We start from the raw sequence: 19,495 nt of genomic DNA, 5'->3' as shown, positions 1-19,495 counted from the left end.
AACGGCAGACCATCGAACATCGGCGCTTGCTTCACCGCAAGCTCGCCGCCTAACATCAACCCCCAGACGAGGCCCGCACTCCGCTAATCTACGCCGCGAGTTGCGCCAAATGTTCTGACGACGGACATTTTTCCACCTGTACTCAATCAGGCGATTATCGCGGATCGCATTATCGATTTCCGACAGTCCCTCCCATCTCTGGGAGCGCTGAGGATCGGGGCGCTCAAAGTCTGACTGCGTCATGATCGCATTCATCTCGCATCTCCTAGGAACATAGCATAAACAGAGAGTGGGAACAGGAAAATCTCATCCCTACCAACAAGCATTCTGTCCTCCTCGCCGTGCTGGGAAGCGGCAGAAGGGCATGGCGGCCACCGATGGAGTTTAATTTTCTCGGACAGTTTGCGCGCCCTCGTGCGCAGGAAGAGAGGCCAGCCGTTCTCTAGGCGGCCAGGTGTTCTAAATCGTACCTCCTCAGCCACGGCAACAATGGCTTAACGGAGCTAGCGGGGAACAGTGAGTTCCGGGCAAAATCGGCGACTCGGCCGAGCTCGTTACGAAGGAAATCACCAGCGATCTCCTCCGTTGCGAGATGGCTTTCAGGCATGACCACCACGAAGTCGTAGATTTTCGCCTGCTCCTTCCCCGGTGCGCGCCTTAGGATGCGTCCGCGGCGTTGGATGAATTGCCGCGGATTGCGGGAGCTGGCGATAAGGTAGGCAGTCCGGCAGGCCGGGACATCAATACCTTCGTCGAGGCAGCGTATCGCGACCATTGCCTCCGTCTCGCCGTCCTTGAACTGCCGCAAAATCTCGCGCCGTTGCCATCGATTTTCGTCCGACGTGAACGGGGACACGCGCACTCCCTTTCGCTGTAAGGCTTGGGCGACCGCGTGCCGTTGTTTCATTTCCGCTTGGTCAGGGCCGTCTCCGGCTTCGTCGTCATCGTCGACGAGCGTGCGGCCGTCGCTGCAATAGAAAAGCGTGTACTTCTCGACCGGCGTTACTTGGAGCAGCCGCTCGAGCTCGACCATCTTGTTCTCAGCCGCGCCCACCAATCGGGCACGGCGCATCAATAGCGCTTTTAGCCGCTCGCCGCTCGGAGATGAAGGATTGTCCTGTGCCGCCGCGAACGTACGCGCGATCTGGTCGCTGAGATCCAGATAATCCTGCGCTTCGCGATCGGTGAGTTCTACGGGGACCGGGACATACTCGTAAGGCGTCAGCACACCGTCTGCGACGGCATCGGCGAGGCTGTATTGGAACACCGACCGATCGTAGACCTGCTTCAGTCGCTGATTGGCGGCCTCGTCCATGTAATGGAACGGCGTTGCGGAAAGGCCAAGTCGGAAGCGCGCGCCCGGGAGCAGCTTTCCCGTATAGCCCTCACTGCCATGGTGGTGGCATTCGTCGCCTATGAAGAATAGCCGATCAGGATCGAGTTGGGCCGCAAAATCCTGAAAATGGGCCGTCTTCAGGGTTTTATTCACGACGACCACCGCGATGAATTCCCGCTGATTGCCGCGATTCCTCCGAAGGTAGGCTTGGACGACGGGCTCCCATTCTGCGCGTGAGCCGTAACACCTGACCGCACGAATGTTGAAGATGCCGAGCTCAGCACACCACTGGTCGGCCAAATCTTGGTATGGCACGGCAACGATAAGCGCGATGCCCTCGTTCCCCTCCGCCGTGCGCGTCGCCGCATAGATGGCGGTAATGGTCTTGCCCGCACCGGTAGCGAGTTCGAGAATCCCATTATAGCCATTCTCGGTCCAAGCTCGGAGAGCGTCGAGCTGGTGTGGGCGCATCGCGAACGGGCGGCCCTGCACTGTCGTCGGCACCGTTGGCCGGGACGTGGCGTCGACCGTGTGCTCAATGAAGGCGCGGGCTTTCTCGCTCTCGTGCTCACTCGTCGGCTGATCGGGAAACCGCTCCATAACGAAGCTAAGCCCGTCGGCCACCGCTTCGGGGATGCCGCAAACGACTGTGGAGCTCCCAGTTTCTCCTGACCAGAGCCGTGCAAAGCTGGCCGCGTGGTTCTCCACATATGCCCTCTGCCCCTCCGTCCAGGAGCGGAACACCGTAATCTCTTCCGAGTTGAAGCGCGGGTCGAGCGCGCTCATCGTCTCATTCATCGAACCGCTGAAGGACACAACGTCGCCCAAACGATCCTCGAGCAGGCCGATTTTCTGGTGGAACATTCCCTGCGGCCGCACAGCAACTTTCATCTCCAGTCGACCGGCCGCGAACAGCCAAGCGAGCAGTCGGATGCGGTACTCCAGCAGGCTACCGGGATGCTCGGCGATCAAGGTTTCAAAGCGTGGCAGCTCTTCATCCGTCCATGGCTGAGCCGCGCCTTCGCGGATCGCCTCGAAATCTTCCGGCGAAACCAACTTGCCGAAGATGAGTTCGATGCGACCTTCACCTTCGACGATGCCCGACATCGCGGCCGGTGCGTTAAGCAGCACTCCAAGCGAGAAGAACCCAACCGCGCGGCGATAGGACACCGACGCGCTTAAAGTCGGCAAGAAGAAGTCGGTGTAGAGGTTGTCGGCTTCCGATGAGTAGTTGGTCCGCAGCCCGAGTTTGCGGAACATCAGAACGTTGGTGCCACGACTTCGGCGGGCGGTTTCGACGAAAGCGGGGGCTTCACGCCGATAGTCGCTAAGCCCCGCCAGACCGCATCTTCGACGTCAAGATCGGAATAGCGATCGATCCAGCTTTGCACGAGTTCGAGGCCGCCGTTGGCGTATTCCTCATAGATCTGAACGCAATCCCGCTCGCGGTCCGGGCGAAGCACGTCGGACGTCTTTGCGTCGGCTAGTGCCAAGGCGAACAGGATATCGACTGCCTCGTTGGTCTGATACTGAGCGCCGGCGATGTCCTCGCTCCCGGAACCAGGGTCAAGCGGGACGCGGCGCCGCTCTTTGTAGCCTAGCACCGCGCAGAACGTCAGGGCTTCTCTCAACGTCGGAAACATCGTCGCGTCCTTGCCGCCGAGTTTCTGCAAGGTCGCCTCGAACAGCTTGCTGCGCTTAACAGGTGTCTGGATCAGGCGCATGGCTATGCGACCTCCGTGATACGGGTCCCGTCGACATCACTGCCGTAAGCGGTGAGGTCATAGGTCTTACCGGCGATGTCGATCGTCTCCGGCTGCTTGCCCGTACCGTCCGTCCGATTGTGGCGCGTGAGAATGTATTCCTGGCCTATCTTGTCGGCAAGCGTGGTCATCACCGCCTCTGAGGCTTGAGAAGTCGAGACAAGCAGAATTACTTGCGACGCTAGGTTCGGGAGGAATTCCGCGACCCCGCGCCGATAAAGCGGGTCAAGGTGGCCGAACGGCGAGTCAACAACTAGCGGGGCGACGGTACCGGGGAGGAGAATGTCGTTGTCGTCCTTCTCTCGCTCCTTGGCGTACTTTGCGATCGCGCCGGTGAAGGCGAGGCCGAGCAATTGGTTCTCGCCGGTGCTTTTGGCGATTTCGACGCCCTTCTCGTCGAATAACCGCAGTTGGTAGTCGCTATCGAGCTTCACGGTCGCAGGCTTGCGCATGAAGCGTTTGACGATAGCGTCGATCTCGCTCTCAATAGCGGCTCTGGCGGCCTCCTCCTCGGCCTTGAGGCGCGACTCCAAGCGGGCCGTCAGTGCGGCCGAGAGCTGCGCGCGCTTCACGAAACGCCGCGCCGCTTCGGACTTCTTGACGAGCTCATCTCGCTTGCTTTCCGCCTCCGAACGCTGCCGCTCAAGATTGTGTATTGCGGCCTGCGCATCGACCTTCCGGCTCGTCGCCTGGCTGCGCTGTATCCGAGCGCGTTCACGAGCGGCTTCCTTCTCAGCGATGTCGGTGATTGGGTTGGCCGCGAGCTCTTTCGAGATCTCTGTAAGATCGGCGTCGAGCCGCTGGATTTCGCCCTCTATTCGACGAAGGTCCTCAAGGTTGCGCTCGTAATCGGCCCAAGCGCGCTCGGCACGCTGCTCAAGGCGCCCTAGAGCAGTGCTCGTGGTCATGACCCGCGACATCACTGCCTGGTCTCCGGCCGTGTCGAGCAGCGACTTGATCTTGTCGTATTCGGTCGAGCCTTTCTCGATGGGGCGGCCGCACACGCAGATTCCATCTTCCAGGATCTCGTCCACGAACTTCTCGTCATACGGGGCCGGCAGCTTGCCGCGCGTGTCCTCGTTTTTGATGACCTCCGATGCTTCCGCAACAAGCTCCTCGGCCAGAACCGAGGTGATGAAGTTCTGCATCCAAGACTGGGCCCGCTGCATAGCCTTGGCCCGGTCCGCCTCTTTCGAAGCGAGCTGGCTTTCCAGCCTGGCGCGGCGTTGTTGCGCTTCCTTGGCGGGCTTTGCACCCGCAAGCTCCTGATTGAGCTTATCGATGCGCGCGTCGGCTGCGGCGATTTCGTCGTCATACTTACGTGCGTTCTCGCGCGCCGTGGCGATGCGCTGGTCGGCCTCTTCGATTGCGCGCTCGGCAGCCTGCGCCTCGGCGCTGGTATTGTCAGACGCCTGCTTGTTGTAATCCTGCCAGGCCTTTCGAAGATCATCGAGTGCCATACGGGCAACCGTCGATCCCAAGATGCCCTTGACCGCCTCGCCAAACTTTCTGGCGCCAGTCGCACCGGTGTACCTACTTGTCGCCTCGCCGTAGAAGAAGAAGTGCGGCGCCATTTCCCTCGGAATGACTGAATTGATGAAGCGATCGGGCCTGTCCTTGGACGATGGCACCTCGCCACCATCGAGCAGGTCGCTCAGGCGCAGCGGGTGCGTCGTCTCGGTTCTCTGATCATAGCTCCTGCTGGCCCGATAGGTCTTACCCTCATGGACGAAATCGATCTCGACTACGGCTTTGGTCGCGCCGTCATGCTCAACCGAGAACGCGTTGACGAGCTTGGTCGGATTTTCGAACTCGCTTTCGGGCGGCAGGATTCCGAAGAAGCACCAATTGATCGCCGCGAGCAGACTGGTCTTGCCGACGCCGTTCTCTGCTCGGATCAAGGTCACGTTCTTCGCCGGGTCCTTAGACACGAAGAAGTCGTTCACCCCGTGAAAGCTGCGCCAATTGGTAATTCGGATAAACTCGATGAGCATGGTCAGACCCGATCGATGTTGGCTTCGATGATCCGCTTCACCTCGGCCGGAATGCCACGGCCAGTCTCGCCGTTTTGGAAGTAGTTGCCACGGACCTTGTCGACGATCTGACGGATAATCTTGTCCATCTCGCGCCCATCGAACGCGTCTGCTTCTCGCGCCCCCTCTTCGCCAGCCATTTGCCGTTCCCCCTCGGGACCGCTCATTACACGCGGCCTCCTAGAGGCTAGCCGCTTCCGTCCGCCAAATTCAAGGGCTTCCCGGTTTGAGTGCACACCGAGGGCCGAGCGAGGGGTCCCGACGGCGCCTTATTTGTGACAGGACAGGCAAACCTTTGCCTGCCCATAGAGATCGTCGATCTCCAGGCCTTCGGCGTCTGGTCGGAGTGGATTGATCCGTCGACGGCTTTGGGCCCGTTCAATGCGCTTTTGATGATCGGCCTTGATCTGCGCGACCCGCTCTGGCCGTGCTAGCTCGTCGAGCGACTCCCCAGCACTCCAGGTGAAGGGAGAGCCATGCTCGAGCGCGTTCTTTTCGTAGGAGCGAGCTTCGTCGAAGCTTTCGGGGTGACGCTCCATCAGCCGTACCCATTCGATCTTCTGCTGGAAGAAGCAGAAGGTGCACCCCGATCGTGAGCGCCAGTCATAATAGCTGGGCAGTCCCAAGCCGCTCGCCTCAAGGATGTCGATGACACCAGCCTTATCGATGCCGGCGTCGCGGAAAGGGAGCGAAACTGTAAGGTTGCCGTGTGTTGAAGCGTAGCCCTCACGATAACTTTCGTCCGCTCGGATCGCCACGTAACTGATGATCCGGTCGCCTGAGTCGAGTGCCGGCCAGAGCCATTGCTCGAAGGGGCGGATCTTCAGCTGGCGGGTGCACCACCGGGTGCGCGGGCTGGGCAGGAAGCTCTTATATTGGCGAAGCCAAAAGTCGAAATCGCGATCCGGATTTAGCCGCTCGATCGGCCGGCCAAGGAATCCCTCCAATCGGCCGAGATACTCATACACCTCAGGCAGCTCTTTGCCCGTGTCGGTGAAGAAGTACTCCATTTCGAGGTCGGGACGGGTTTGCGCCATATGCACGGCGAGCGCGGCGCTATCCCGTCCGCCCGACAGACCCAACACATGCCGTTGCCTCATCGCACGCCCCCAGCGGCAAGTGCAGGGCCGGACTCAATCTCGGATTCCTCGGCAAGCGCTGCCACGAGTTCCGCTGCAGCAGCCAGTGCAACGTCACGACCCACTTTGACACCAATAACGGCTCGAAGTGATTGAGCAAGCGCCCGCGCCCGATCAAGCTCCTCCCTGTCTACTGCAACCTCAGGGGTCAGTAGTCCCGGCCTCCCAGGATCAGACATGAACAAGGCGAACGAGAAACGGCCGTCGCCACGCCCTTGGACATGTGCCAGCCCCTCGGCGCGCAGAAATTCACGCGCCAAGGAGGCTAGTTCAATTCGCGCCGCATCGACGTCGCGATCGACCCAGTCGCGGGGCGGACGATTGGCCGCAAGACTCGCGATCCCCTCAATTGCCTCCCAGCTCTCGTCATAAGTCGAGAGGCGGGCGGCGAAGGCGTCTAGACGATAGTTGCCGGTGACCCCCATTACCGCTTTTGCCCTCCGCCGTAAGCGTTCCGCCCCTCCCTCGCTGCGAACTCTGAGCTCACGGAGTAACAGATCTCGCAGGGAGGCGAGCATAGCAGGGTATGCGTCCGCCAGCTCCTCTAGTCCCGTCCGGAGCTCGGCTATCACCTCCTCCACAGTGGCCTCTTTGCCCGCGACCTTTGGCAAGTCGTCCAACATGAATTTGTTGGGGTCGTGGGCTGAAAGGGCAAGGTCTCGAACCCGTAGCGCAGCGCGGCCCAAGCGCGACGTCCGCCGCACCCATGCAGGCGCGTTCATCACGAGTGCCACCAACTGCCGACCGACGGCCAGAGGGTCCGCCACAATGAGTTCGTCCTCCGACGAGTGGCGGGCGACGGTATCAGCCACACCGCGCAAGATCGCAGCGTCCTTCTCGCTGATCTCGCTCAGCCGCAGCCGCACTGAGGAGGCGTCTTGCAGCAGCCGGTCAACCAGCAGGTCACTGATTGACGAGCAAAACACGCCGTCGAGATAGACAGACGCCCTCCTTCGCTCCGCCAATAGAAACGCTAGGCCAAGCACGGGGAGTAGCCCATCTTTTACTCCGAAGGGCCTGGCGCGCCATAGCGCGAAAAGATTGTCGAGACTCAGACCATCAGAGCCGCGCTGTTCGAGCAGTTCGCGCGCCGCCGTCCATAGCGGCGACAGCCGGTGCCCGTCCTCGTCGGGCCGCGGCGGAAGGAACGCGTAGGTTCCATCGTCGCCTGGCCCATGGAGGCCCGTGCGCTCGAGAACGGACACATAGAGCCCCCCCTCGGCCGGATAGTCCTTAATGCCGAGCCGCTGCCGACTGGAGTTTACCGCCATTGCGACCATCAAGGCGCGAACAGCCGCCATGGCATTCGATGACGGTTTGGAGCGATTGACTAGTTCATTCTTAATGCGCGGCGCCTGCGGGTAGAGCGCCGCGGCCATCTTTGACGCGATGGCTGAGAGGCCGGCCGGGCCGGACATCCGTAGCTCCTCGGTGCTGACAGTGGGAACCCTCCAAGAAGTTGAAGAAAGCCCAGACCTAAGGCGATCCTCCAACTCGCCCGCAACGCGAGCGAGCCGCATCGCCACTTCGCGGCGAGCGACTGCGTCGCCTTTGAGCTCGGGTCGCGTCGCTTGCACGCGCTCAAGCGCCACTAATTCATGACTAAGCTCGCGCAGCATATAGCTGTCCGCTGACAGACCGAACGCGACGGGGCGATCACCGATCTGGTCTGCGAGCCGGTCAGTAAGGCGGCGAACGCGAGCGGCGTTGTCTCCCGCTTCATTGATCAACAACAGAAAGAGACCTGCGGCGCCATCGCCGGGTCGAAAAGAGGCGACGCGCTGCTCCGCCTGTTCGAGGGTGGCCACGTCCACGTCAAACCAGCGCATGGCGCCGGTTTCGTGATATTCACGTTTCGCCAGAATGGGCGTCAAAACTCCTGTCGCACGCAAACGAGAATAGTCGCAGGCCAGCATCTCAGTTCGAACCTCGTCCATCGCGGCCTCGATGTCGAAATCCGATCCGGCATAAATAGCGTAGGCGCCCAGGTGACGGCGGAAAACGATGGCGGAGCGACGCGTGAGCGAATCGAGAGCACCAGACACAGCAACCATGGGGAGCTGCAGTGCGGCGGCAACGAGTTCCAAGGACGCTGAAAGACCTGAGCGCTCGCGAAAGAGGTCGAGCAAGGCGACGGTCTTCAGGACTGCAATCTCCATTTCATCCGCGCCGCGTTCCTCGACTCGCTCGACCGCGTCGACTGCGATCGACCAGCGATGGCCATCCGGCGATGCTAGAATGGACGGTTCGAGATTGGCGCGCAGATAGCTCCACAGCCAAGTGGCGTCATAAAGCCTCTTCGAAGTGGCTTCGGTGCTTTTCAGAAAATCTTGGAATCCGAAAGGTTCAGCCGATCCCAGAAAGCCGAAGATGCTCCGTTGGTTCTGGCCGAACCGTCGCCGCGACAATGGGCCAAGCAGGCAGGCTACGACAGGGTTAAGCGGCCAGCAGCGCAGCAGGCGCTCTGCCGCCGTCGTTTGCTGACCACCACGGCTCAAGACAGCCGCGACCGTATCGATCGCGAAACAGTCGGCGGGCGGCTGCGCTACAATCGCGCGCGATAGCAGCTCAACCTGCTCCTCCGCTGTCGGCGAAAGGGGGATGTCAACGAACCGGCCTTGGATCTTGAGCCAATCGTCTCGAGTCTCTCGCGCGAGACGATACGCGTAATCGTCGAATGCCTGATGAAGCACGCCGATGACCACCAGCCGTCCTTCTGAACGCGCGGCCGCCTCAGCCAACTCCTGAAAAAAGTAGGCGTCGCCACCCTCCGTGGCCGCATGTTCGAGCAGCTTGCCCATCTCATCAATGATGAGGAGCACGCCACAGGGCTCGCTAGCCGCGAGCGCAATCAGCGCCCCGACGGTCTCATCCGGCCGCGCGGGCGGTTTGGATAACGCTTCCGCGATCACCGTTGCCGCGTCTGCTCTGCGCCCGACCACTGGAATGACGCGCCATCCCGGGCGCGACCAGCGCATTGCTTGTGGCAGCCGATTGCGCAGCCCTTCGGGCAGGGCCGCCATCGCCTGCTCTCGTGCTTTGCCCGGCTTACCGAGCGCGGCGGCTAATACCACCGCGAGGGTCGACTTGCCGCAGCCGTAGGGTCCGGTCCAGGTGAACGCGGTATGCCCGAGCGTCGCCACATGGTCGATGGTGGTCTCCAGCGCCTGCGCAGCCGTAGCAGTGCAAACAAAACCCTCAATCTCGGCTGCACCCGTGTCAGCCCCGACGCGAACGGATCGCCGAAAGCGGCGAAGAACCGAGACTCGGTCGGCCAGCATCGCGGTCATGCAGCCTCCTGATAATCGGGGTAAAGTTGATCGACGAAGGTAAGCGCACTGATCGTGCTTACCTCGACGCGAGCGGACACCTGCCGCAATCCCGCACCTTCGTCCCAAGCGATGGCGCCTGCGGTCATGTCTGCGATCCGCTCGAGCCGCTCCACTAGCGACTCCTCATCCAACAGAAACACTCGTCCGGGCGAGCTCGGCTCGTGCGCTATTGCTTCTACAGAGAGAGTGCCTCGCGTCGGGAAATGCTGCTGCCAGAACTCAATTAGCGCGAGCGCGAAAACCTCATCCGGTAATGAAGGCTTCGGACCGCGACGGAATTGGAGCGCGCCGCCGCCGAGCGGTGCAACCAGTCCTAATTCGGCAAATGGGCTTTCGAGGCCGTCCTCGGAAATGCCCTTCTTCGACGAGCGGCTCACATACGTTCGGACGAAGCACTCTGCGTCGCGGTCGATCGTCGCGCGCGCGATCCGACTTCCAGAAAGCCTGCCGCTGTCGCGCAGCTCCTCGACGCGCGCCATGAGGCGCGCGCTCAACGTCTCGCGGGTGAAGATCGCGTCGTTGAACTCGTTGAAAGCAAAGTACCAAGTGGTAGCGCGACCCGGCATCGCGACGAGGCGCCAATGCAGCAGCCACAGAGACGCGGGCATCTCCAGAAACGGATCGCCCCCGCCGAAGATTTTGTTGCCGATTGCTGAGGGACCTAGCGACTCGGTGCGGCCGCCTTTGATTGTCGCGTCGAGAACGCCGCACGCTATTGCCCAATGCCGCATCGACGCGACCATGTTCTTGCCGACACCGAAGTCCGCGATCGCTTGGTTCGGATTGAAGACGGCAAGCACTTGCTCGATGCCGCCCGGAGCCGCTCGAACAACAGCATCATAGCTCTTCTTGAGCCATCCATAGCGGCACGGAAACGTCTCGTGCCCGGACACTTGCAACCGCACGTCCGGCCGATCTAGCAGACTTCTCATGCACCACCCCCGCTACTGGACAAATTCGCCAGTAGGGCTAGCAGAGGCTCCTACTGGTCGCAACCGCCAGTCGCAGCCGGGGGCCAAAGAATTGATCTATCTCGACCATCAAGCTTCCACATCGATGCACCCCGCAGCTCTCGCGGCGACGCAAGAAGCGATGCTCGCTCTCAATGCCAATCCGCATGCCCACGAGCACGCTGCCGGCTGGCGAGCAGCCGACGCAATCGAGACAGCGCGGCGAGAAATCGCTGAGGCGATCGGCGGCGATCCCGACGAGATCGTGTTCACTGCCGGTGCGACGGAGGCCAACAATCTGGCGCTGATCGGAACGGCGGCGCAGCCCGGCGAACGCCTCAAACTTGTGGTCACTGCCTTCGAACATAAGGCCGTACTCGAACCGGCGCGTGAGCTTGAACGTCGGGGCTTTGACCTCGTCATTGCGCCCGTGACGCGCGCGGGTCTTGTTGACCTGGACGCCCTCGGTCGCGCCATCGACGAGCAAACCCTGCTGGTGTCCTGTATGGCCGTAAACAACGAGCTGGGGACAGTACAGCCGATCGAAGCCGTCGCCCGGCTCTGTCGGCACGTGGGCGCTTTGTTGCATGTAGATGCAGCGCAAGCGCTCGGCTGGTCCGCGGTCGACGTCTTATCGTTCGATGCCGACCTAGTCAGCCTTTCGGCCCACAAGGCAGGTGGCCCAAAAGGTGTCGGTGCCTTGTGGGTGCGGCGCGAGATTCGAGACAGGATCGGGCCGATCAATTTCGGTGGCGACCAAGAAGGAGGCCTCCGTCCTGGTACTCTGCCAACGGCGCTCTGTATCGGTTTCGGCGCGGCCTGCCGCCACCTACCGACGGCTGCCGAACTCGACGAATGGCGTGCGCGCCGAAAGACATTCGAGCAGCGCCTTTGCAAAGCATTCCCAGGGGCGATGATCAACGGGAGCGAGGTCGAACGCCATCCCGGTGCGATAAGCCTCACCTTTCCAGACGGCGACGCGGAGACTTTGATCCTCCGCCTACAACCGCACGTGGCCATATCGCGCGGATCGGCCTGCACGTCGGGCATCCCCGAGCCGAGCCATGTTCTGCGCGCGATTTGTCTTGATGCGCGAGCGTGCGACCGCACCGTCCGCATCAGTATAGGGCGGTCGACGACGCAGGATGAGCTCGATCGCGCATTTGAAGCGATCCGCCAGGCATACCTGGACCTGGTAAACTGATTGGTCCCAAACATGCCGCGGATGCGCTCCGTTTTACGAGGCATGGGGCGCCGCCGTCTTTTTACCGCCGCCTTCGATCCGTTCGATTTCGTGGGCCAGGTATTGCTCCAGCTGGTCCTGGGTACCTGGCCTCAGCCTTCGCCCGCTCCGCAAGTCGCCCACTAATCGCGGATCGCCAAGCGCCAGTCTGCCGAACCTGCTCGGTGGCATCCTGGTTCGCGCCAGATAGCTCTCGACCTGTTCCAGAAGCTCCATTGCATTCGACTCGCATCACTCTTGCGTTCCTGTTATGTTCCTACTAGGAAGGCATCCTAGAGTCTAGGACTGGATTTCCTAGACGCACTCACTTGGGACGTCGGCGATGGACGAAGCACGCAAAGCCCTGGACGAGCTGATTCAGCAACAGGGGTACAATTACTCCTCGGTTTCCCGCCTCCTCGGGCGCAATGCGGCCTATATCCAGCAGTACATCCGGCGCGGCAGCCCGCGGAGCCTGGACGAGCAGGATCGCGCGGTGCTCGCCCGGTTCTTCGGTGTGGACGAGAAGGTCCTTGGGGCTCCCGACCGCCGCTCGGGGCCGGTTGTCGAGCTGGTCCATGTGCCCGTGCTCAGCGTCGAGGCTTCCGCCGGTCATGGGGCGCTGGCCGAGATGGAATCCAAATGCTCCCAGTTTGGCTTTGATGAGAAATGGCTCCGCCGGCTGACCGCCAGCAAGGCGTCGAGCCTTTCCATCATCGGCGTGCACGGTGACTCGATGGAGCCGACCCTGCACGACGGGGACGAAGTCATGGTCGACCTCGCCGACGGGCAAGGGCGGCTGCGCGATGGCATCTACGTCCTGCGCATGGACGACGCGCTCAACGTGAAGCGGATCGCGATCGAGCCGCAGGGCCGCCGGATTTCGGTGGTGAGCGACAACCCGGCCTATCCAAGCTGGCGCGGCCTCGAACGCCGCAGCATCAACATTGTCGGGCGGGTGCTTTGGTTTGGGCGCGCGCTGCAGTAAGCCCGCCGTTCCATGCTGACCTTCCTTGCCGCCTCGATCGTTGCCGCCGGACAGACCTTCACATGCACCCCGACCCACGTGTGGGACGGGGATGGACCCATCTGGTGCGCGGAGGGGCCGCACGTCCGGCTCTCCGGTATCGCGGCGCGAGAGATGGACGGCACCTGCCGAACCAACCAGCCTTGTCCCGACGCCTCGCCCACCGAAGCCCGGAACGCGCTCGTGGGCTTGCTCGGCGGTGCCCGCGGGCGCAATTCGACGGGTCACGTTGCCGTGGCCGGCCCGAGAATGACCTGCCGCTCCGAAGGTTCGCCCGGCGGAAACAGGACAGCGGCCTGGTGCCGGCTGCCAACGGGGGCGGACCTCTCGTGCGCCATGATCCGCACGCGCACGGTGCTGCGCTGGGACCGCTACTGGAGAGGACCGGCGTGCCGCTGAACGCCGACCTGCACCTGCGCGGCCGTCTCGAACGAGGAAGAGTGGGCCTGGTCCTTAGGGCCGACGGCGGCGGCACATGGGAGCTCGACGCCGGAGTGCGAGCGCACCGGCTGATCGGCCAGGAGGTCGAGGTGGTGGGACAGCGCGCCGGGTTCAACGGGATCGCCTGCGAGCAGGTGTGGCCCGCCGGCACGCCGCGGCCGCGACAAAGCAGGGTTAGGATCGAGCATCTCCTGGCCGGGGGCCTCGTCGCCTACGGCGTCATTGCCTTCCTCATGGGGCTGGTCGGCTATTTCCGCTGATGCTGAGCGAATGGGAGCTCTGGGCCTGCGCCAACCGGGTGCTGCAAAGCCACGGCGAAGGCGCTGCGCTCCACGCCGCCGAGCAGATCGGCGCGCTCGTCCTGGAAGGCGATGCCGAGGGTGTCCGTACCTGGCAGGCGATCGCCTCCCGCATCGCGCAGCTGTCCGCAACCGGCGGGCAAGCGCCGCCCGTTGACAGAATGAACTGATCGGCCGGCGAGAAGGGTCTTAGATCCCGATTTCGAACGGCTTGGTGAGCGACCGATCGCGCTCGGGCGGCTCGCGCTCCGGTAGCGGCGACCTCCCTTTCGCCTGGCCGCGAGCTGCGGCATCGCGGAGCAGGTCGACCGTCTCCAGCGCGGAGCGCTTCATGCCCGGGTTACGCTCGACGGCCGCCTCGAGCTTGCCGGCATTATCGACGAAGAGGGTGAGGCCGTCGCGCAGCCGAGTGATCGTCACCAGGAAGGTCTGCTGGTTCGAGAGATTGCGCTCGCGGCTGTCCATGACCGCAATGCCGCGATCGGAAGTCAGCCCCTGGGCCATGTGCGCGTTGAGCGCGTAGGCAAGGTCAAGCCGTTCGAGCATTGGGTCGCCGCGCGAGAGCAGGTGCTCGGCCCCGAGCGAAGTCTTCACCGTCACGCGCCGGTCGTCGATCGCGACGATGCGCGCCTGGTCGGCATTGAGCAGTCCGCGCTTGTGGTCGGTTTCGGTCCAGCGGATCCGGTCGCCAACGTGAATGTCGAGCGAGCGGACTTCAAACAGCCGGAGCGGGTCCTGCTCGCCTTGCGGGCGCAGCTGCCCGGGACGAAACTCGAAGCGGCGGCCGCGTTCGTTCTCGAGCGTCACCCGCTCACGAACAGCGTCGGTTTCCACCACCCGGTACTGGCCCTTGAGCAATCTCTGCCCGCGCTGGCGCCGGTCGATCTCGACCACCATTCCTGGGCCATAAGTGCGGGCATAGCGCAGCTCCTCGCGAGTGACATTGACGCGGGAAAGGGTGTCCACCCTCATCCCCACCGCCCCGAGCTCCCCATTGGCGCGCAGGCCCGCCTGCACTGCGTCATTGACCTGGCTCCGCAATGCCCGGCCGGAGGCATAGATCGACGTGCGCTCGCGATCCTGCGGCGACAGCGATAGCCAGGCGGCAGCGGCCTCGACGGCGGCTCCCTGAGCCACCTCCACGACATGCTTGACCAAATGCCGCAGCGCCTCGTCGATCTGCCCGCCCTGGGCCGCGTATTGCGCCCGGCGAAGCGCCTGCTCGCGAGCGCGGACATTGATGTTCATGACCGCGGTTTCGACCCCGGCCTGCTGCATCACGTCGAACGGCTTGCCCGCATCGACCGCGCCGAGCTGCTTGCGATCGCCGATGCTGGCGAACCGATCGAGCTCAAGAAGATTGGCGAGCCGGACCAGCTTTTCCTTGTCGGCATTGCCGACCATCGAGGCCTCGTCGAGCAGCACGACGGTGCCGCGCATGGCGGCTCGGGCTTCGGCAACCCGCGCCGGATCACCGCCTTCGAGGAGGTCGCGGTGGCGCCGAAGGAAGCGCGTGACGGTCATCGACGGGATGCCGGTCTCGCGCTCGAGCATCTGCACGAGCGTGTTCTGCACGGCCAGGCCCAGCACCGCCCGACCCTCCTCGCGCAGGATGTCGGCGACCGGCTTGAGGACCGTGCTCTTGCCGGCACCGGCGATGCCCTGGATCGCCACGATGCGGTTGTGGGAGCCGAGCAGCAGGCGGCCTGCGTTCTCCTGCCCGGGGTTCAGGGTCATCCCGTATTTGAGCTGGGACAGCGCCTGCAGCCGCTCGCCGGCAACTTCGGACGGCACGATGGCGGGAGCAGTTCCCCGGCCGCTTTCGACGCTCGCGATGATGCGCTGCTCAAGGCCGATCGCATCGCGCGTCGTTACCAGTTCGCGATCAGCCCCTTTGCCCCTGAGCAGGTGGCCCTGGCGCAGTAGCTGGTCCACGCGGTGCTCGATCTCGGGCATCGAGGTGGGCAAGGCGAATCCAAGCGCCGTTCGATAGATCTCGGCGCGCGGAAATGCCGCCTCGCGCTCGCCTAGGTGACGAACGGCTGAGGCAACGGCGTGCACTGCGGCGATCTGCTCTGGTGTCCGCTTGCCCATGTGCGAAGGGACGAGCGGGTCGCCCTCCCGCAGCCCCAGACGCTCGGCAAAGGAGACGGCGAGGGAGCGCCCGCGCTCCACAAGCGAGCGGACCGTCTCGCCCAAGCCGGGCACGTTCCCGAGGTCCTGGACCGCCCGCGCGTTGGCCCTGGCAATCACCGCCGCAGGGTCGAATCCGAGCTTGGCCGCAGCCTCCTTCCACTGGTGCGCGAGCGCATCGCGGTCCTCGATCCTCGCCTTTTCCGCTCGCGTCATCAGTGTCGCGGCATCGAGCACGCCCGGTCCCCGATGGTCCATCTTCGCAACAGCTTCGAGGATCTCGGCACGGCGGGTGCTGAAGGCGTCTCGGATGGATTTAGGAACGCCCACGGCTTCGAAATTGCCGTGCTTGCCGAACTCCCCGACCTCGTAGCCGAGCTTTTCGACGGACAGGCGAAAGCGCGCCATGGTCATCGCATTGAGCAGCGTGTTGTGCTCCCAGAGCTTGTCGTTCCTGAGCGCCCGCCATTTGCCGTCCGGCCCTTGCGTCACGTTGGCGACGACGGCGTGGATGTGCGCATTGGGCTCCTGGTTCCGGTTGGTGTCGTGCTGGAACAGGCCGATCACGAGGTTGCCGGTCGCGACCACCCGCTCCTTCCCGCGCACCTCCATCCGGGTCTCGGCGAGGTTCTTTTCGGCCCAGGCCAGCGTTTCCCTCACCGCGGCAGAATAGGCGTCGAGGATGCGCCGATCCCCGCCCACAAGCGCGAGCAGCGACCAGCTCTTGGGCATCGAGAAGGTGAGGTCCGTGCCGGCGCGGTGCACGCGGTTGTCGCTCCCGACGCGGCTTCCGTCCGGCAGCAGGCCCTTGAGCACGGCCTCGAACTGTCGGGCCTCGACCTGCCCCTCGAGGCCGAGCTTTTGCGCGCCTTTGCCGAGCCATTCGCCCGAGCGGTCGGCATCGGCCCTCGTGTAGTAATTGTCGGCGGCGAAGTAGTTGGCGGCCCCGCCGGCCGTGCGGACATTGGCTACCGAGAGCATGATCCAGCTCCCGGCCGGGCAGGGCCTGGCTTCATGATCAGAGCTCCAGGTCACCGAGGTCGGGTTCCTCGCGCGGTGGTGGATCGCGCTCGGGCACGCCGTCCTCGAGCATCAACTTTCGTGCCTCCGCATCGCCGCGCCTGCCGGCCGCTTTGTCGGCCGCTGGCGGCCGAAGCGCCTGTTCCCTGGCTGCGGGAGCATCGGGACGAACCGCTTCCTTCGCATGCTTTTGGAGATCCTGCTGACCGGACGCCGCGCTCGCACGCAGCACCGCATCCTTGGGATGTGGGACGCCAGACGCGGGGCCATCGGGACGCACCGGCGCGTCGCCGGCCCTGCCGCGCTGCGTCGCGGGCGACGGGGCATCCACGCGGCCCGCCAGGCTTGTGGCTGCGTCCTGTCGGTCCCGCACTGGGGGCTTCCGGTCCTCGCCAGGCTGGCGCGGCTCGAGCGCCAGCACACCCTGTTTGGGAACCACGGGCTTGCCCGCGCCGTCATCGTTCGACGACGGGTGCTCGGTCGACCGCGGCCCGCTAGGGAGGGGCGCTTGCGCGGGCGGAAGCGCAGGCGCCGATGTCCCCGCTGTGGGCCGATCCTGCGCGCGGCCGATGAACGTCTCTGCCACCTTGGGTCGGCTGACGGGCTTCAGCTTTACCGGTGCTGCCGGGAAACCATCGGGGAACTTGATGTAGCCGGACAGCCTCGGCAGGTTCATCAGCTGGTCGGGCAGGAGGAGCGGCTCGATGTGCTTGCGCGGGGTCAGGCTGACCGCATCGCGGGCATTGTTGTAGCCGTAGGTATAGGCTTCCTCCATGTCGCGGACCTGGCGGTGGCCGATGAAGTCCGAGCACCAGGTCGCCGTCTCGCGATCGGCTGTCCCGAGGATCAGCTTGGTCCGCGCGAGCGACGATAGCGTCATCGCCATGTTCTCACCGTAGACCTCCTTGAGCTTGGCGTAGGCGTGCAGCCCGAGCACGATCGCGCCGCCGAAATTGCGCGCGGTCTGCAGCCCTTTCTCGAGCGCCGGCAGACGATGCAAGGCGCCCAGCTCGTCGATGAAGAACCAGCATTTGAGGTCCTGGGTGCGCGCGGTCGTCATCAGCGTGTTCATCGCCATGTCGAGCCAGAGCGTGAGCAGCTGCGCGCAGACGCTCATGTCGACATAGCGGGCCGAAATGAACACCACCGAGCCCCTGCGGTCATCTTCCTCGACCCAGTGGCGGACCGAAAAGCGCGGTCCCGTGACAGGCAGCAGCTTCAGCGCCTTGGCGTTGACGTTGAACACCGCGCGGATCGATTCCGCCATGCGCGCGGCCTCCGGGGCAGTGAGCGGATCGGCGATCGTTCCGCGCATCATGGCATGGACGCGAGAGAGGTCTGCGGTCATCAATTCGCGCGCGAGCGCGTCATTGTTGGCGCGGCCTTCGGCCACCAGCTTGAGGCAGAATTCAACGAACAGGGCGCGCGCGGCGATCACCCAGAACTGCGCCTCGCCGCCGCCGTCGTGGGGCACGAGCGCCTCGGCCGCGGCCCAGAACTCGCCCTCGCTGCGGCACTCGTCGAAGAGGTTCCACTGCGGACAGCGTGCGTCGAGCGGGTTGAGGATGATGTCCCGGCGGCTGTCGTGGAAGTGCTCGATGAAAGCGCCGGTCAGGTCGAAGACGACGCAGCGCTGGCGCTTGGCCCGGGCCTCGGCGAGCATGTCCGACATCGCGACGGTCTTGCCCATGCCGGTCGTACCGATCAGCATCGCGTGGCTCTGCTCGAGCCGCCACGGATAGATGACCGTGGCCAGGTGGGAGGGCTGGTACGGAAAGGCGGCGGCGAGCTCGCGCGGACTGCACAGGCGCCACTTCCAACCCAAGGCCTCGTTGAACTCGCGGGAGCGTTCGCGCCTGTTGTGGACGCGGAGCTCATCGACGAGTTCGGGAAGCGTGACGAGCAGCGCGCCGCGCTCGTGCTTGCGTTCCTTCGAGCGGCTGCCGAAGCGCGCGGCGAACCAGTAGAAGAGCGCGAAGGCCGGCACCAGCAGCAGCCCCGAACGGGTCAAGGCGGCGCCCAGCAGAGCGAGCATATGGTTCCACGCCCGCACCACGGGCGGGAAGCTGTCGAGCATCGCGATGGGAAGCTGGATGGTCCCGCCGAACGCTGTCTCGAGCGCGATCCGCTTCTCCGGATCGAACTCCATGAAGCCGTAGATCGCGGCGTAAATGCGCATCCAGACGAGGTAGGCCTCGTGATCGGAGAGGCTCCCCGAAAGCGTCCACCACGAGGTCCATCCGATCACGGCGCAGGCGACGATCAGGGGCCCCTTGAGGCCCGCCGCGAACATGAAGCTGAAGTGGCCGAGAAGCTGGCTGCCGCGGGTGAAATTGGCGAGATTGCGTTTCATGCTTCGCCTCCCTCGTCGGTGCCGGCGACGAGGCCGAGTTCACGAGATTTGCGGGCATAGGCCTGATGCGCTCGCTCGCGCAGCGCGTGGTCCGGATGCCCCGCCAGGAGCGCATCAACGCCCACCATCAGGAAGACGGAATGGCGGGCAATGCGGTTGACCGAATGCTCGAGGCGGGAGACGTAATCATCGTCATCGCAGGCCTGCGAAAGGAGCGAGCGGATCCACTCGCTGACGCTGATTTCCCGTCGCCGCGCAGCGGCCCGCACGCGCACCGCAAGGTCGTTCGACACATGGACTTGCAGAGAGATTGGCCGTGACTGTTCCCCGTCAGCACCAATGGCACAGATTTGAGGTTGTGATTTAAGGAGGGTTGGGGCTTCGTCGCAGTGACGAAGGAACGAAGATGAAGCCCCAACCCTCCTTGCAAAAATCGCTGGCAAAGGC

General features: G+C 63.7%; 15 protein-coding genes. 5 read left to right on the top strand and 10 right to left on the bottom strand.

The annotated features are described in order from the left end of the window. Positions 1-442 precede the first annotated feature (442 nt). The 7 genes from ENE74_RS17510 to ENE74_RS17480 all read right to left on the bottom strand — a co-directional run bounded on the left by ENE74_RS17510 (position 443) and on the right by ENE74_RS17480 (position 10,535). Positions 443-2,596 (bottom strand): DEAD/DEAH box helicase family protein, encoded by a 2,154-nt coding sequence (locus ENE74_RS17510; RefSeq protein ID WP_127692161.1) that lies wholly within the window; start codon positions 2,594-2,596, stop codon positions 443-445. Next, positions 2,596-3,060, bottom strand: coding sequence for a hypothetical protein (locus ENE74_RS17505; RefSeq protein WP_127692160.1), 465 nt, complete (start codon positions 3,058-3,060; stop codon positions 2,596-2,598). The genes ENE74_RS17510 and ENE74_RS17505 overlap by 1 nt, the downstream gene beginning before the upstream one ends. A gap of 2 nt (positions 3,061-3,062) precedes the next feature. Next, positions 3,063-5,093, bottom strand: a complete 2,031-nt coding sequence (locus tag ENE74_RS17500; RefSeq protein WP_127692159.1) for an AAA family ATPase — start codon at positions 5,091-5,093, stop codon at positions 3,063-3,065. 2 nt (positions 5,094-5,095) lie between these two features. After that, positions 5,096-5,299, bottom strand: a complete 204-nt coding sequence (locus tag ENE74_RS17495; RefSeq protein ID WP_127692158.1) for a hypothetical protein — start codon at positions 5,297-5,299, stop codon at positions 5,096-5,098. A gap of 102 nt (positions 5,300-5,401) precedes the next feature. Next, positions 5,402-6,217: a phosphoadenosine phosphosulfate reductase family protein gene (locus tag ENE74_RS17490; RefSeq protein ID WP_241242079.1), complete on the bottom strand. Its 816-nt coding sequence runs from the start codon at positions 6,215-6,217 to the stop codon at positions 5,402-5,404. A gap of 11 nt (positions 6,218-6,228) precedes the next feature. Beyond that, on the bottom strand, positions 6,229-9,561 hold the full coding sequence (locus ENE74_RS17485; RefSeq protein ID WP_127692156.1) for an ATP-binding protein: 3,333 nt from the start codon (positions 9,559-9,561) through the stop codon (positions 6,229-6,231). Beyond that, positions 9,558-10,535 (bottom strand): DUF4007 family protein, encoded by a 978-nt coding sequence (locus ENE74_RS17480; RefSeq protein WP_127692155.1) that lies wholly within the window; start codon positions 10,533-10,535, stop codon positions 9,558-9,560. Before ENE74_RS17480 ends, ENE74_RS17485 begins: the two co-directional genes overlap by 4 nt. Before the next feature lie 91 nt (positions 10,536-10,626). On the opposite strand from ENE74_RS17480, the gene ENE74_RS17475 reads away from it, so the two are divergent. From ENE74_RS17475 to ENE74_RS17450, 5 genes are all read left to right on the top strand, one after another. Further along, complete coding sequence (locus ENE74_RS17475; protein ID WP_164847540.1) at positions 10,627-11,757, top strand: cysteine desulfurase family protein; 1,131 nt, start codon at positions 10,627-10,629, stop codon at positions 11,755-11,757. A gap of 361 nt (positions 11,758-12,118) precedes the next feature. Further along, on the top strand, positions 12,119-12,763 hold the full coding sequence (locus tag ENE74_RS17465; protein WP_127692152.1) for a S24 family peptidase: 645 nt from the start codon (positions 12,119-12,121) through the stop codon (positions 12,761-12,763). Positions 12,764-12,775: 12 nt separating this feature from the next. Further along, positions 12,776-13,201, top strand: coding sequence for a hypothetical protein (locus ENE74_RS18590; RefSeq protein WP_127692151.1), 426 nt, complete (start codon positions 12,776-12,778; stop codon positions 13,199-13,201). Then, on the top strand, positions 13,132-13,503 hold the full coding sequence (locus ENE74_RS17455) for a DUF5818 domain-containing protein (protein ID WP_241242078.1): 372 nt from the start codon (positions 13,132-13,134) through the stop codon (positions 13,501-13,503). The genes ENE74_RS18590 and ENE74_RS17455 overlap by 70 nt, the downstream gene beginning before the upstream one ends. After that, a complete protein-coding gene (locus ENE74_RS17450) occupies positions 13,503-13,712 on the top strand; it encodes a DUF6961 family protein (RefSeq protein ID WP_127692150.1) in 210 nt (69 codons plus the stop codon). Before ENE74_RS17455 ends, ENE74_RS17450 begins: the two co-directional genes overlap by 1 nt. 19 nt (positions 13,713-13,731) lie before the next feature. On the opposite strand, the gene mobF is transcribed toward ENE74_RS17450, so the two are convergent. The 3 genes from mobF to ENE74_RS17435 all read right to left on the bottom strand — a co-directional run. Further along, a complete protein-coding gene (gene mobF / locus ENE74_RS17445; RefSeq protein WP_127692149.1) occupies positions 13,732-16,656 on the bottom strand; it encodes a MobF family relaxase in 2,925 nt (974 codons plus the stop codon). Between the two features lie 37 nt (positions 16,657-16,693). Further along, positions 16,694-19,048, bottom strand: coding sequence for a type IV secretion system DNA-binding domain-containing protein (locus ENE74_RS17440; RefSeq protein WP_127692148.1), 2,355 nt, complete (start codon positions 19,046-19,048; stop codon positions 16,694-16,696). Beyond that, positions 19,045-19,495, bottom strand: a 451-nt coding sequence (locus ENE74_RS17435) for a hypothetical protein (RefSeq protein WP_241242077.1), incomplete at its 5' end; no start/stop codon positions are given. The genes ENE74_RS17435 and ENE74_RS17440, both read right to left, overlap by 4 nt.

Source organism: Sphingobium algorifonticola (assembly GCF_004005485.1).
GTDB classification, from domain to species: domain Bacteria; phylum Pseudomonadota; class Alphaproteobacteria; order Sphingomonadales; family Sphingomonadaceae; genus Sphingobium; species Sphingobium algorifonticola.
Note: the sequence above shows the minus strand (reverse complement) of the source record. Positions and strands in the feature narration are given on the sequence as shown.